This is a genomic window from Sphingomonas sp. Leaf62, assembly GCF_001421915.1.
Classification (GTDB): Bacteria; Pseudomonadota; Alphaproteobacteria; order Sphingomonadales; family Sphingomonadaceae; genus Sphingomonas.
Genome location: NZ_LMLN01000006.1, coordinates 61,412 through 75,917, shown reverse-complemented (window position 1 = coordinate 75,917; position 14,506 = coordinate 61,412). Strand labels below are relative to the sequence as shown.

Genomic DNA, 14,506 nt, shown 5'->3' with positions numbered 1-14,506 from the left:
TTTTCGCGCCGTCGGCCGGCCGCACCTTTTGGCTCGGCGTAGCCTTGCTACGCCTTGCCCGGCGCGGCCAGCCACGCGTCGAACGCTTCCCCCGACAACGGCTTCAGCAACACCGCCACCCCCGCCGTCCGCGCCCGCTCGGCCAGCGCGCGCCCGGCATCCGCCGTAACCAGCGCCGCCCGCAACCCCGGCACCTCCTCCCGCAGCATCGCGATCAGCGCCAGCCCGTCGACCGCCCCGCCCAGATCATGGTCGACGAACGCCACCGCCACGCCCCCGACCTGCGCCAGCGCCTCGCCGGCCGTCGCCGCCACCCGCACGCCATGCCCCCGGCTGGTCGCCAGCGCCGCCATCCCCCGCCGCACCCCGGCATCGTCGTCGACGATCAGGCATTCGAGCGGTCGCACCGCCTGCGCCACCGCCCGCACCGGCGCGGCCGCCACCGCCCCCGCCGCGACCGGCAGCGTCACCGCGAACCGGCTCCCCCGCCCCACCCGGCTGTCGAGCGTCACCGCCGCCCCCAGCAACGCCGCCGTCCGCGCGACGATGGCGAGGCCCAGCCCCAGCCCGGCATCCTCGGCATTGGCCAGCCGCTCGAACTCGCGGAACACGCGCGCCCGGTCGCGCTCGGCAATGCCCGGCCCACTATCGACGACCTCGATCCGCACCGCGTCCCCCCGCCGCCGCACCCCGATCACGACGCCGCCCCGCGCCGTATAGCGCACCGCATTGCCCAGCAGATTCTGGACGATCGAGCGCAGCAGCACCGGGTCGGTCTCGACCACCGCATCGCTTGGCCCCAACCGCAGCGTCAGCCGCTTGGCGCTAGCCTGATCGGCAAAGCTGTCGACCAGCTCGCCCAGCAATCCCCGCACCGCAAAGCGCGTCGGCACCGGCACGATCCCGCCGGCATCCAGCTTCGATATGTCGAGCAGCGCGCGCAGCAACTGGTCGGCCGCCGCGATCGACTGGTCGATCCGCTCGACCAGCGGCCTTGCGCGATCGTCCGCGCCGCGCGCCAGCGCCGCGGTGAACAGCCGCGCGGCATGGAGCGGCTGCAACAGGTCGTGGCTGGCGGCGGCGAGGAACCGTGTCTTGTCGGCGGTCGCCCGCGCCAGCGCCGCGTTGGCATGGGTCAGTGCCCGTGTCCGCTCCGCGACCCGCGCTTCCAGCTCGGCCCGCGCCGTCTCCACCGCGCGCAGCGCCTGCGCCTCGACGGTGATGTCCGAAAAACACATCACATAGCCGCCACCCGGCATCGGCCCGCCGATGGTCTTCAGCACACGCCCGTCATCGCGCACCCGTTCGAAACTATGCCGCGTGCCGCGCCGCATATGCGCCAGCCGCCGGGCGACATGGTCGTCGACCTCGCCGGGGCCACAGTCGCCGCGCACGGCATTGAACGCGATCGCATCGGCGATCGGCGCACCGACCCGGATCATGCCCGGCGGAAAGCCGAACAGGTCGAGATAGCGCTGATTCCACGCGACGAGGTTCAGTTCGGCATCGACCACGCTGACGCCCGGATCGATGTGTTCCAGCGTCGCCGCCAGCAGCCGTTTGGAGAATTGCAGACTCTGGCCGCTCTCGTCGAGCATCCGCGCGACATCCTCGGCTCCCAGCGCCGCGCCCGACAGCGCCGACCCGACCAGCCGCCGCGACGACGACACCCCGACCACCTGCGCCACCAGCCGTTCGGCACGGCGCGCGGCACGGGCGTCGACATGGCTGCCCTCGCCCAGTTCGGCGACCGCCCGCTCCTCGCCCACGAAGCGCGCGACCAGCCGGGTCAGTTCGCGCAGATCGCGCACCGGCGGCACCCGCTCGTCACGGGCGAAGGGCAGGCGCGGTGCCCGCGACAACGCGACGATGGCATGGACGATCACGTTCGCCGCCAGCGTCGCCACCGCCGCCGCCGACAGCGGACCCAGTCCCGGCACCCCCGACACCGGCAACGGCGCGCCGGTCAGCGTCGGGACGAACAGCAGGAACGTCCACCCGATCAGCCCGGTCGTCAGCCCCGCCTTCGCCGCCAGCGGATCGCGACCGCCGCGCGCGATCGCCAGCAGCAGCGCCGGCGCGAACTGCACCATCGCCGCGAACGCGACCAGCCCGATCGCGGCCAGCCCCCGGGTCAGCGGGATCAGCAGCGCACACGCGGTCGCCACGCCGATGATCCCGGCGATCACCCCCCGCCGCACCCATGCCAGGGTCCGCCCGAGATGCTCGGCGGCGGCAAGGCGCGGACTGCGCAGCAACAGCGGCGCGATCAGGTCGTTCGACACCATCGTCGCCAGCGCCACCGTCTCGACCACGACCATCGCCGTCGCTGCCGAAAAGCCGCCGAGAAAGCCGAGCAGCGCCACCGCCGGCACCCCCGCCGCCAGCGGCATCGCGATGACCAGCAGATCGGGTCGCGCCATCCCGCCCTGCACCAGCGCCGCCAGCGTGATCGGCAGCACCAGCAACGCGGTCAGCGCCAGATAGGCGGCGAACGGCCAGCGCGCCCGCCATGGATCGGCCGGTTCGGTCGCGGCGACCACCGTCACCTGGAACTGGCGCGGCAGGCACAGCATCGCGGAAGCGGCCAGCAGCGTCGCGACGACGAAATCGGCGACGTCGGGCGTGTGAGCGAACCCCGCCGACAGCCGTGCCAGTCCCGCGCTCCGCGCGTCGGGTGCCGCCTTTGCGACGAGCAGCACTGCGAACAAAGCTACCCCGGCGAACGCCGCCAGCTTGACCACCGATTCGATCGCGACCGCCGCCAGCAGCCCGGATTCGGCGCGCGGCTCGGCATCGCCGCGCGGTCCGAACGCGATGGCGAAGCCCGCCAGCACCAGGGCCGTGACGACGACCGGCCGCGTGACGTCCGCCATCCCCGCCAGCGCGGCATAGCTGGTCGCGACCGACCGCAATTGCAGCGCGACATAGGGAATGGTGCCGGTCAGCGCGATCAGCGTGACCAGCGCCGCCACCCCGCGGCTGCGCGAGAAGCGCGACCCGATGAAGTCGGCGATCGACGTCGCGCCATCGGCCTGCACCGCCGCGACCATCCGCACCAGCAACCGCCCGCCCACCAGAAAGATCAGGATCGGCCCCAGATAGATCGGCAGATACGCCCAGCCATCGGCGACGGCGCTGCCGACCGCGCCGTTGAACGTCCAGCTGCTGCAATAGACCGCCAGCCCCAGCGTATAGACGAACCGCCGGTCGCGCGGCGTCCATCCGCGCCGACGCGCTGCCCATGCCACCGCGAACAGCGATGCGGCATATCCGATCGCGACCGCGAACAGCAGCAATCCGTTCATGCCGACCCTCCCGCCTGCCGTCCTACGCATAGAGTCCGATCCGGCAAAGCCGGATCATGACGGCACCGGCCCACGCCCCCACCCGCTGTCAGTGGAAATCGCGCGACTTGGGTACCAGCCGCACGTCGCGCGGATGCCGCGATGCGACCGGGCGGACCGCTTCGTCGCCACGCGACGACGGCACCGGCGGCGGTGTCTCGCCCAGCATGTCGAGCAGGTCGCTGCGGTCGTGGACCCGCGAACCCATCAGGTGGACGATGCCTTCGCGGGTACGCTGCACCTCACCCTCGACCAGCATCAGCCGCGCGCCCATCACCTCACGCCGATACGCCTCGAACAACCGCGCCCACAGCACGACATTGGTGATGCCGCCCTCGTCCTCCAGCGTGACGAAGATCGCATTGCCCTTGCCCGGTCGCTGCCGGACGAGGACGAGGCCCGCAGCGGTGACCTTCGCCCCCGCCTTCGCCGACATGATCTCGCCACAGCTGGTCACCCCCATGTGGTCCAATCGGTCGCGCAGGAACTGCATCGGATGCCCTTGCAACGACAGGCGGAGCGTCTGGTAATCGGTCACGACATGCTCGACCGCCGGCATCGCGGGCAGCGTCATGTCGGGCTCCGTGCCCAGTTCGGCGGCGCGGGCGTGCGCGAACAGCGGCAATTCGGCATCGGGCGTGCGCCGCACCTCCCACAATGCCTCGCGCCGGTCGAACCCGATCGACCGGAACGCATCGGCATCGGCCAGCAGCCGCAGCGCGCGCTGCGGCAACCGCGCCCGCCTCGCCAGTTCCTCGACGCTGGCAAAGGGCCGTGTCTCGGCGATCGCCTCGGCCCAGCGCTCGCGGAACCCGTCCATCTGTCGAAACCCCAGCCGCAGCGCGAGGTTCTCGCCCTCAAGCTTGTTGTCCCAGTCGCTGACATTCACGTCGATCCCACGAACCTCGACCGCATGGTCGCGCGCGTCGCGGACGATCTGCGCCGGGGCATAGAACCCCATCGGCTGCGAATTGAGCAGCGCACAGGCGAACACCGCCGGATGATGGCATTTGATCCACGACGACACATAGACCAGCCGCGCGAACGACAGCGCATGGCTTTCGGGAAAGCCATAGCTGCCGAACCCTTCGATCTGGCGGAAACAGCGTTCGGCGAAATCGGGTTCGTAACCGCGCGCGGTCATGCCATCTATCAGCTTTTCGCGCAGTTTCTGGATCGTGCCGGGGTTGCGGAACGTCGCCATCGCCTTGCGCAGATCGTTGGCCTCCCGTGGCGTGAAGGCAGCGGCAACGATCGCCAGCTTCATAACCTGCTCTTGGAACAGCGGCACGCCGTACGTCCTGTTCAACAGCGTCTTGAGTTCGTCAGGGTCGTGCGGCGGCTTGGGCGATGGGTACGTCACCACCTCCTTGTTCGCACGGCGGCGCAGATAGGGGTGAACCATGTCCCCCTCGATCGGCCCCGGTCGCACGATCGCGACCTGCACCGACAGGTCGTAGAGGTTCTTGGGCTTCAGCCGCGGCAGCATGTTCATCTGCGCGCGACTCTCCACTTGAAACACGCCGATGCTGTCGCCCTTGTGGAGCATCGCGTAGACCGCCTTGTCGTCCGCCTTCAGGTCGACGGTCAGGTCGTGATCGCCCAGCCCGTGCCGCCGCAGCAGGTCGAACGCCTTGCGGATGCAGGTCAGCATGCCGAGCGCCAGCACATCGACCTTCATCAGCCCCAGCGCGTCGATATCGTCCTTGTCCCATTCGATGAAGGTCCGCCCCTCCATCGCGCCGTTGTGGATCGGCACCATTTCGTCGAGCCGCCCCTGCGTCAGCACGAACCCGCCGACATGCTGCGACAGGTGCCGGGGAAATTCGAGGATCTGGTCGACCAGCCAGCGCAGCTGCGCAATGTCGGGATTGTCGATGTCGAACCCGGCACTGGTATAGCGCCGCGCCTCCATCTTTCCTGCAAAGCTGCCCCACACGGTACTGCCCAGCCGCTGCGTCACGTCGCGGGTCAGGCCCAGCACCTTGCCGACCTCGCCAACCGCGCTTCTCGGTCGGTAATGGATGACGGTCGCGGCGATGCCCGCCCGCTCGCGGCCATAGCGGGCATAGATATACTGGATCACCTCCTCACGCCGTTCATGTTCGAAATCGACATCGATATCGGGCGGCTCGCCGCGCTGTTCGGACACGAAGCGCGAGAAGAGCAGGTCATGCTCGCTGGGATCGACCGAGGTGACGCCGAGCAGGAAACAGACGATCGAATTGGCCGCCGACCCACGCCCCTGGCAGAGGATCGGTGGATCACAGGTCCGCGCAAAGCGGACCAGATCATGGACCGTCAGGAAATAGTGCGCATATTTCTCGCTGCGGATCAGCGTGAATTCTTCGTCCAGCCGGCGCTGCACCTCGGCCGGCAGATCGGGACCGTACCGTTCGTGCGCGGCGGTCATCGTCAGATGCTCCAGCCAGTCCTGCGCCTCCCATCCCGACGGTACCGGTTCGTGCGGATATTCATATTTCAGGTCGGTCAGGCGAAAGGTGATGCGCTTCAGCAGCGTCACGCTTTCCTCCACCGCTTCCGGACAGTCACGGAACAACCGGGTCATTTCTTCAGGGGATTTCAGGTGGCGCTCGGCATTGGCGGCCAGCCTGCGTCCGGCGGCGGCGATCGTCGTTCCCTCCCGGATACAGGTCAGCACGTCATGCAGCGGGCGTTGTTCATGCGTTGCGTACAGCGCATCGTTGGTCGCCAGCAGCGGCACGCCGACCTGCGCTGCCAGCGCGATCCGGCCGGCAAGCCGCCGCCGGTCCCGCCCGCCGCGCGGCATCGCCGCCGCCAGCCACACCCGCCCCGGACAGGCATCACGCAGCCGCGTCAGCAGCGCGCCATCGGGTGCGGTGACGATCAGCAACAGCCCTTCCTGCCATTCCAACAGGTCGGCCAGTTCGAGGTGACAGTCGCCCTTCTTCGCCTTGAGATTGCCGCCGCTGAGCAACCGCGTCAGCCGTCCCCATGCTGCCCGGTCGATGGGATAGGCGACGATGTCCGGCGTGCCGTCGGCGAACACCAGCCGTGCGCCGACGACGAGGTCAAAGGGATAGTCGGGCAGCCCCGCCTCGCACCGTTTGTCCTTCGCCCTCTTCAACGCCAGATGCGCTTGCACCACCCCCGCGACGGTGTTGCGATCGGCAATCCCGATCCCGGCCATCTTCAGGGCGTTCGCCTGCGACACCATGTCGGACGGCGGCGACGCCCCGCGCAGGAACGAGAAATGCGTCGCAGCGATCAGTTCGGCAAAGGGCATGTCACGGGGCCGCCTTGCCCGCTCTTTTCGTCATCCCGGCGCAGGCCGGGATCCACCGGCCCGCATATCCGATAACTTCGGCGCTTGCGGAACCTTGGATCCCGGCCTGCGCCGGAATGACGAAGAAAGGACGAATCCGTGTCACCGCCACACCACTCTTCGTCATTCCCGCCTGTGCGGAAATGACGAGCTCGGGGCATCGTCACGCGAACACCCCGTGCACATACCATAGCGGATCGGGCGTCTCGCGATCGTACAACCCGTGCCGGAAAATCCAGTACCGCCGCCCGCGCACATCCTCGACCCGGTAATAGTCGCGCGTCCGCACCTTCGCCTGTCCACGCCGCCACCACTGTGCCGCGATCCGCTCCGGCCCTTCGAAACGGATCACGTCGTGCAGCACCCGCCGCCAGCGAAAGCGGTGCGGCGGGCCGTCGGGAACTTCGGCCATCACCTCGATGCGCTGCGGCGGGTCGAACAGGTGGATCGGACGCAGCGGCGGCTCGCCGATTTCGGGGGCGTCCCATGTGATCGGGGCGGGCGTATCGATCGCCGGCATGGTCAGCACCCCCTGTTCGGGCAAATGGCTGTCGCCCGGACAGACCCGCGCGATCCGCCCGCGCCCCAGCCGGGTGGTCAGCCGGTCGACCAGCGCCGCCATCGCCTCCTCGCTGACCGTACCGCCCTCCAGCTGCAATTGCGTGGGTGCCAGCGGTTCGAGCGCGGGGACGCTCATGCGGATCATGTCGAAGCCGAATCCCGGATCGATCGGGTCGGCCAGTGCATCGATCCGTTCGTGGAACAGCCGCACGATCGACGGCGGATCACGCAAGGGAAGCCCGCTTTCGACCGCCAGATCGCGCAGCGCGCCATCGGCCCGGTAGAGCCGCACCGCAAAACGCCGCCCGCCGCGGTCGCGAGCGGTCAGTTCCGCCTCCGCCTGCGCCGCCAGTTCGCCGATCGTCGCCAGCACATCGACATCGCGCGCGATCGGTTCGACGAAACGCCGTTCGAAGAACAACGCCGGCAACGCCCGGCGCGGCCGCAGCCGCTGATCGGCATCGCCCAGCAACCGGGCCAGCGCCGCCACCGTCTCCTCGCCGAAGCGTGCCGCGATCGGTGCGGTCGGGCGGCTGGCAAGATCGCCGATGGTGCGCAAGCCTGCCCGGCGTAGCGCGACCGCGATCTCGTCATCCAACCTGAGCGCCGCCACCCCCAGCCGCCGGAGCGCCGCCGCCTCGCTCGCCGCCGGTGCGCTCTGGAACCGGGCCAGAGCCTGCGCCGCATCGGGCGTGTCAGCCAGCGCGTGGCGCAGCGTCCCGAACCGGGCGAGCCGCGCCTCGACTTCCTCGATCAGCGCGCCTTCGCCACCGAACAGATGCGCGCAGCCGGTGATGTCGAGCGTCACCCCGTCACCGCCATCCAAGGCGACCAGCGGCGTGAACCGGTCGCAGGCATCGGCGATCCGCTCCAGCCAGTTATGATCGGCGAACGGATCGGCATCGACCACCGCCAGTTCGGGCAGTTGCGCCCGCGCATCGGCCAGCGCCATGCCGGGGGTGATCCCCTTGTCCAGCGCCTGACGATCGACCGAGGCGATGCGCAGTGCACCGCGAACCATTTCGACACAGACGAACGGCGCATCATCCGGCACGCCGCAGGGGGATTGGCGCAGCAGCCGGTCGGCGGGCAGGAACGGCCACCACAGCGCCAGATGGCGCCGACCGCTGGGTCGGGCTGGTGAAGACGGCTTGCTCACGGTTCCACTCCACTTGCCAGCGGCCATCGGCACCCCGGCCGCGCTGACGCAATAATTCGAGGTCGAAGGTCGGGTGGCCCGGCGCGTTGGCGGGCAAGGGTTGCGACGCACACGACCGCACCGCCCAGCGGGTATCGGCAGCACTCGCCACCGGCGTCGCGGCGATACGCAGCAACAGCGCCGCCACCCCGCTTTCCTCCGCCGCCAGCGCGAGGCGGCGGCTGGCGGTCAGGTCGAGCACCTTGGGATCGCGGTGCAGTTCGATCACCGCCACCCCGACCCCGGCACAGCGTACGACATCGGCCGCCGCGCGCAGCACCGACAGCGCATCGGGCAGCACCCCCAGCAGCAGCCGCGCCGGGTCCAGCCCGATCTCGACCAGGCCCGGCGCATGCAGGTGCCCGCCGCCGCGCACGGCCGATTCCTCGCGCAGCCAGACGATGCCGCCGCCAAGCCGGATCGACAGCATGCCCGCAAAACCGGTGGCACTGCCGGCATCGCCTGCCTCCAGCGCGAATATCTCATGCAGCCGCCCGCGCGCGACTCCGCCGTCCAGCGCGGCGTCGATATCGCCATGCCCGGTCGCGACTCGCACCGCCTTGCCCGTCGGCGCACGCCGTTCCAGGGCGGCGACTTGCCGCTTCAGCGCGGACAGGATGGGCGACTCTGCGTTCATGATTTGTTCTATATCCCCCAACCGCTATGGAGTCGTCAATCCGGTTGGGCACGATGTTGACGAAGGTGCCACGTAAAAGGGTTTTCTTGGCATGTTCGCGGGTACTGGGTTACCCGACCGGCAGAGGCTCGACGTCGACCGACACGTGCATCGTCTGCGCGCCCGACCCCAGCACCACGCCGTCGATCGGCGCGATGTCGGCATAGTCGCGACCGATCGCCATGACGACATGATCCTCCGCCATCCAGATGCCGTTGGTCGGATCGACCCCGACCCAGCCGAGCACCGGCCCGGCCCATACCAGCACCCACGCATGGGTCGCATCGGCCCCGACCAGCCGCTCCTGCCCCGGCGGGGGCAGCGTGCGCAGATAGCCCGAGCAATAGGCCGCAGGCAGCCCGGCGCCGCGCAGGCCCGACAGCATGATCTGGGCGAAATCCTGACACACCCCGCCGCGCTTGGCGAAGGCTTCGGCGGGTGGCGTATCGACCAGCGTCGCGGTCGGATCGAAGGCGAAGTCGCGCTGGATACGCCGGGCAAGCGCGATCGCCGCGTCGAGGATACCGCGATCGTCGGACAGGTCCTCGGCACACCATGCCGCGATGTCGGGCACGATCGGAACGTGCGCGGAGGGGAACAGATAGCTGACCGGACTGGCCGGGCCGGCATCGTTCACCCCGGCCACCAGCGTGCGGATCTCGGCCAGCGTCGGGTCACCCGGCGATGCGAACGGGATCGGTCGCTCGACGCGGACCGTCGCCCGGCTCTCGATCGTCAGCGTGCGTTCGGGGCGATCGACTTCCAGCCGGGTGACGTTGGCCAGCCCCGCCTGCGCGCGTGCCGGGGCGGTCCGACCGCCCGGTTCGACCAGCAGCGCATAATCCTCCAGTTCCTGCCCCGACCACAGGATCGGCCGCAGCCGCAGGTTGCAGCGCGCGAACCCTGCCGCCTCGGCATAATCGAAGCGGGTGATGTGGCGGATGGCATAGCGCATCATGCGAGGGTCAACCCGGCTTCGCGCAACGCCTGCGCACCCTGCAGGAAATAGCGGGTGGCGATCGCATCCGAAAGCAATTGCAATTGCTGGTTTATTTCCAATACCCAGCCGCGGTCGAGGCGGTTGGCGGAGCCCATGGCGATGCCGGCGGTCAACCGTGCCGCGATGCGTTGCTGCGGTTCGGCGATGCCGGCATCGTTCAGGACCGGCAGCTTGCACAGATGCTGGACGATCGTATCCACCTGAAACGCGATCCCGCGCGGATTGCCGGGGTCGAGCGCGATCAGGTCGATCACCGGCACCCGCGCAAAGCCGATCAGATAGCGCTGGCGATAGCTGATCTGGCTGTCGGCAAGGTCGAGCAGCGTCGACAGGTCCTCGGCACTCGCCCGGCGCAGATCGACGGCCAGCAACGTTCGCGTCGCCGCCATCGCCCGTTCGATCCGCCGGCCCAGATCGTGGAACCGCCACGCATCGGTCCGCCCCATATGTTCGGCCGACAGTCCGGCAAGCGCGGCATAGCGACGCTGCAACGTGCCCGCACGGTCGAGCAGCGTGCCCGTGGTCGGATGCGGCGCGTCGAGCAGGCGCACCATGTCCACGGACAACCGGTCGCGAGAGACGCCGCCGATGCCGGTCGCCAGACGGTTGATCGCGCGGACGCTGCCCCAGCTGTCGACCGATTCCATCGCCTCACGCCCGAAATCGACCAGATCGCGGCGGCGGTGGCTGGGCGGCGGCGCGGCGGCGCCGGTGTCGGCGATGATCTTCACCAGCCATTCGACGGTTTCGGGGGCAAGGGCCGCGCCGGTATCGGCCGAGATCGAATGGCCGAACAGCACGCGGATGACGCCCAGCAACGCCTCGCCCCGCTCCAGATACCGGCCCAGCCAGAACAGATTGTCGGCGACCCGGCTGGGCAGCGTGCCCGGATTGCGGCGCAGTTCGACGCTGTCGGCACTTTGCAGCAGCGACACGGGCGCGACCGGATCGGGACCATGGACGATCACGTCCGCCGACCACGACCCCTCGCCCATCACCGCCGCGCGGGCATCGGGCTGGTCACCGATGCGCACGAACCCGCCGGGCAGCACCACCCAGCGGCCATCGGCACCGCGCGCGGCAAAGACCCGCAGCGAGAAGGGACGGGGCTGCAGCCCTTCCCCGCACGCGGTCGGCATCGTCGACAGTTCGGCGATCTCCTGCCCCACATAATCCTGCGGACGCAGCACCATCGCCGCCGCCAGCCGCGCGCGGGCATCGGCGTCGAGAGAGGCACCAAGTACCGGTCCCGCCAGTTCGGGGGTCGTCCCGGCAAAGGCGGGTCCCACCACCAGCTGGTCGAGCGAGGACAGCACGTGATCGCGGTCCGCCGCGCGCCCGCACCACCACGTTCCGATCGACGACAGACGCGGTGCCCGTCCCAGCAGCCTTTCGCCCAGTGCCGGCAGGAACGCGGCGAAGGCCGGCGATTCGAGCACGCCCACCCCCGGCGCATTGGCGATCACGACGTTGCCTGCCGCCATCGCGTCGATCAGGCCGGGCACGCCGATCGTCGAATTGGCATCGAACGCCAGCGGGTCGATCAGCCGCGGATCGATCCGCCGCCACAGCGCGTCGATGCGTTTCAGGCCGGCGATCGTGCGGACATAGAGCTGGTCGTCGCGCACCGCCAGATCGGCCCCCTCGACCAGCAGGAACCCGAGGTACCGCGCCAGATGCGCCTGTTCGGGATAGCTTGGATTGAGCTTTCCCGACGTCAGCAGTCCGATTCGCGGTTCGGCCCGGCGACAGGCAGCGGCGATCCCCGCCCGCATCGCCGCGAAGAAGGGCGCATGGCGTTCGATGTTGAGCCGCGACGGCAGCCCGCCCAGTGTCCGCCCCATCGCCAGCCGGTTTTCTAGCGCATAGCCCGCCCCCACCGGCACGCGGACATGATCGGCCAGCACCCGCCAGCGCCCGTCGGGTCCACGGCACAGGTCGGCGGCGACGAAATGCAGCTGATGTCCACCCGGCGGCACGACCCCGACCATCGGCCGCAGGAACAGCGGCGATCCGGTGACCAGCATCGCCGGCAAGGTGCCGTCGGCCACCAGCTGCTGATCGCCGTGAATGTCGGCGATGACGCTTTCGAACAGGTCGGCGCGTTCCGCCATCCCCTCGGCGATGGTCCGCCATTCGTCGGCACCGATCAGCAGCGGGACCGGCGACAGCGGCCAGCGGCGTTCCTCGCTCTCGCCCGCCGCACGATAGGCGGTGCCGATATCGTCGGCATGACGCTGCGCCCGTTCGCGCGCGGCGGCGAGGGTACTGCCGGGCAGCCCGGCCAGTTCCTCGAACGCGACCTCCCATGCCGCGCGGTCGTCGTCGGTGGCGGCGGACAGCATGTCGCCGTGCGGCGCGCGGGCGCGATACTCTTCCAGCCAGCGCCCACTCGTCGCGCCAGCATCGAACCGTCCGTTGATCGCGCGGCTGGCCATAGTGTTTCCCAAATCCCCGATCATTCCCAAGCACGCGGGCGGCGCGGGTGCAACCGGTTTGCGGGGGTGGGTGCGGATGCGAAGGGTTTCTCCATGCATCAGGCGATCAACGGACCTCTTCCTCCCCTCCCTGGAAGGGAGGGGTTGGGGGCGGGTCGGCCTGCCAGGCGGGATCGACATTCAATTCGCTGGGCGCAGGAATAGCGTTCCTTCCCCTTTCGTCACTCCCGCGCAGGCGGGAGTCCATAGACGCCAGCGTCGCGGATCGAGCCAAACCGTCGGCGTCTATGGATTCCCGCCTGCGCGGGAATGACAAAATTCCGTGGTTATCGCTGAATGTCGATCAACCCTTGAGAAAGCTACGCTCGTCAACGGGCCAACCCGCCCCCTCCCTTTCAGGGAGGGGAGCCGCTCCGGCTTTAGGCCGTAGCCAGCCGCTGTTGCATCCGATGGACTTCGTTGGTGCTGCTTTCACCCGGACCGGCAAGCCGGAACCGTGCCACCTCGTTCGCCAGCACCTCGGCCTCCTGCGCCAGCGCGCGGGCGTCGGCGGTGGCTTGTTCGACCATCGCGGCGTTGCGCTGGGTCACATTGTCCATTTCGGAGACGGCGGTATTGACCTGCTGCAAGCCGGTCGACTGCTGCGCCGCCGAGGTGGCGATGCCGGAGACGAGATTGCTGATCTCACCGATTCGCCCGATGATCCGTTGCAACGCCTGCCCGGTCGCATTGACCAGATCGACACCGACATCGACCTGTTCGGACGACGCGAGGATGCGGGTCTTCACGTCCTTGGCCGCTTCGGCCGAACGCAGCGCCAGCGCGCGGACTTCGGATGCGACGACGGCAAAGCCCTTGCCCGCCTCCCCCGCCCGTGCCGCCTCGACACCGGCGTTCAGCGCCAGCAGGTTCGTCTGGAACGAGATGCCGTCGATGACGCTGATGATCTCGCTGATTTCGGCCGACGACCGCTGGATACCGCCCATGGCGTCGACCGCGCGGCGGACGATCTTGCCCGATTCCTCGGCCTCGCCCCGCGCCTCGCCGACGATGCGATCGGCGCGCGACGCGCCTTCGGCGGTTTCGCGAACGGTGCTGACGATCTGGTCCATCGCCGCAGCGGTTTCCTCAAGGCTCGCCGCCTGCTGTTCGGTACGCTGCGACAGGTCGTCGGACGCCTGACGGATATTGCCCGTTCCGATGCGGATCTGCTCGCCCGACCGGGTGACCATGCCCAGCGTCTCGCACATCTGCTGGCGCATCGCTTCGAAACTGTCGGCCAGCGCCTGATATTCGCGCGGCAGTCCGCTCAGCGATACGGTCAGGTCACCTTGCGCCATCCGCTCGAACGCGACGCCGCAGCGTTCGATGACGGCCCGCCGCCCGGCCTGTTCCGCCTCGAAATAAGCGGCGAGCGCGATGTCCATGTCGATCAGCGACGCCTTGACCAGCGCGGTCGCCGCCCGGGCGCGCGCCCGCGCCCCGAACGGCCAGCCGATCGGTCCCAGCACCAGTCGCGGCAGGACATGTTCCAGCATCCGCGCATAGCCGCTGATATACCAGGTCGGTGCCAGCCCGATCCGGGCATGGACCTGCCCGATGTTCGATGCGGCGGCCGCGTAGTCGCGGTTGATCGGTCCCGAAAACAGCTTGCGCCAATGTTCGAGCTGCTTGTCGCGGGCATGGTCCATCCGTGCCTGCGACTGGAACATGACGCGAATCGTCGGCGTCGCCGCGATATGCCGGTACAGGCTGGCCAGCGCGGCGGGCGCATGCCGTTCGATCGCGCGTTTGACCCGTGGAAACGCGCTGTAACTGCGTTCGTCATAGGCAAAGGCGGCCAGTCTCTTGTCGAAGTCGATCTCGTCGGTTGCGCTCACAATCGGTACCCTCCCGTACCGAACCAGCTAACGCCCGAAGGTTAACGTTGCGTAGCTTGAAAAAACGAAACGCACCCTAAGTCAGCGGAATTTCTTGCT

7 protein-coding genes are annotated in these 14,506 nt (G+C 69.0%); all 7 read right to left on the bottom strand.

Annotation, left to right across the window (positions count from 1 at the left end; genetic code table 11):
• Nucleotides 1–47: 47 nt before the first annotated feature.
• The 7 genes from ASE91_RS04685 to ASE91_RS04660 all read right to left on the bottom strand — a co-directional run bounded on the left by ASE91_RS04685 (nt 48) and on the right by ASE91_RS04660 (nt 14,407).
• Nucleotides 48–3,308, bottom strand: coding sequence for a hybrid sensor histidine kinase/response regulator (locus ASE91_RS04685; protein WP_056623244.1), 3,261 nt, complete (start codon nt 3,306–3,308; stop codon nt 48–50).
• A gap of 88 nt (nt 3,309–3,396) precedes the next feature.
• A complete protein-coding gene (locus tag ASE91_RS04680; RefSeq protein WP_056623241.1) occupies nt 3,397–6,615 on the bottom strand; it encodes an error-prone DNA polymerase in 3,219 nt (1,072 codons plus the stop codon).
• 202 nt (nt 6,616–6,817) lie between these two features.
• The gene (locus tag ASE91_RS04675) at nt 6,818–8,374 is read right to left on the bottom strand and encodes a Y-family DNA polymerase (RefSeq protein ID WP_056623238.1); all 1,557 of its coding nucleotides are present in this window, start codon (nt 8,372–8,374) and stop codon (nt 6,818–6,820) included.
• Nucleotides 8,259–9,050, bottom strand: a complete 792-nt coding sequence (locus ASE91_RS18650) for an ImuA family protein (RefSeq protein ID WP_235530317.1) — start codon at nt 9,048–9,050, stop codon at nt 8,259–8,261. Before ASE91_RS18650 ends, ASE91_RS04675 begins: the two co-directional genes overlap by 116 nt.
• A 109-nt stretch (nt 9,051–9,159) precedes the next feature.
• The gene (locus ASE91_RS04670; RefSeq protein ID WP_056003603.1) at nt 9,160–10,044 is read right to left on the bottom strand and encodes a transglutaminase family protein; all 885 of its coding nucleotides are present in this window, start codon (nt 10,042–10,044) and stop codon (nt 9,160–9,162) included.
• Nucleotides 10,044–12,527, bottom strand: coding sequence for a circularly permuted type 2 ATP-grasp protein (locus ASE91_RS04665; protein WP_056623235.1), 2,484 nt, complete (start codon nt 12,525–12,527; stop codon nt 10,044–10,046). The genes ASE91_RS04670 and ASE91_RS04665 overlap by 1 nt, the downstream gene beginning before the upstream one ends.
• Before the next feature lie 419 nt (nt 12,528–12,946).
• On the bottom strand, nt 12,947–14,407 hold the full coding sequence (locus ASE91_RS04660; RefSeq protein ID WP_056623233.1) for a globin-coupled sensor protein: 1,461 nt from the start codon (nt 14,405–14,407) through the stop codon (nt 12,947–12,949).
• Nucleotides 14,408–14,506: the final 99 nt, after the last annotated feature.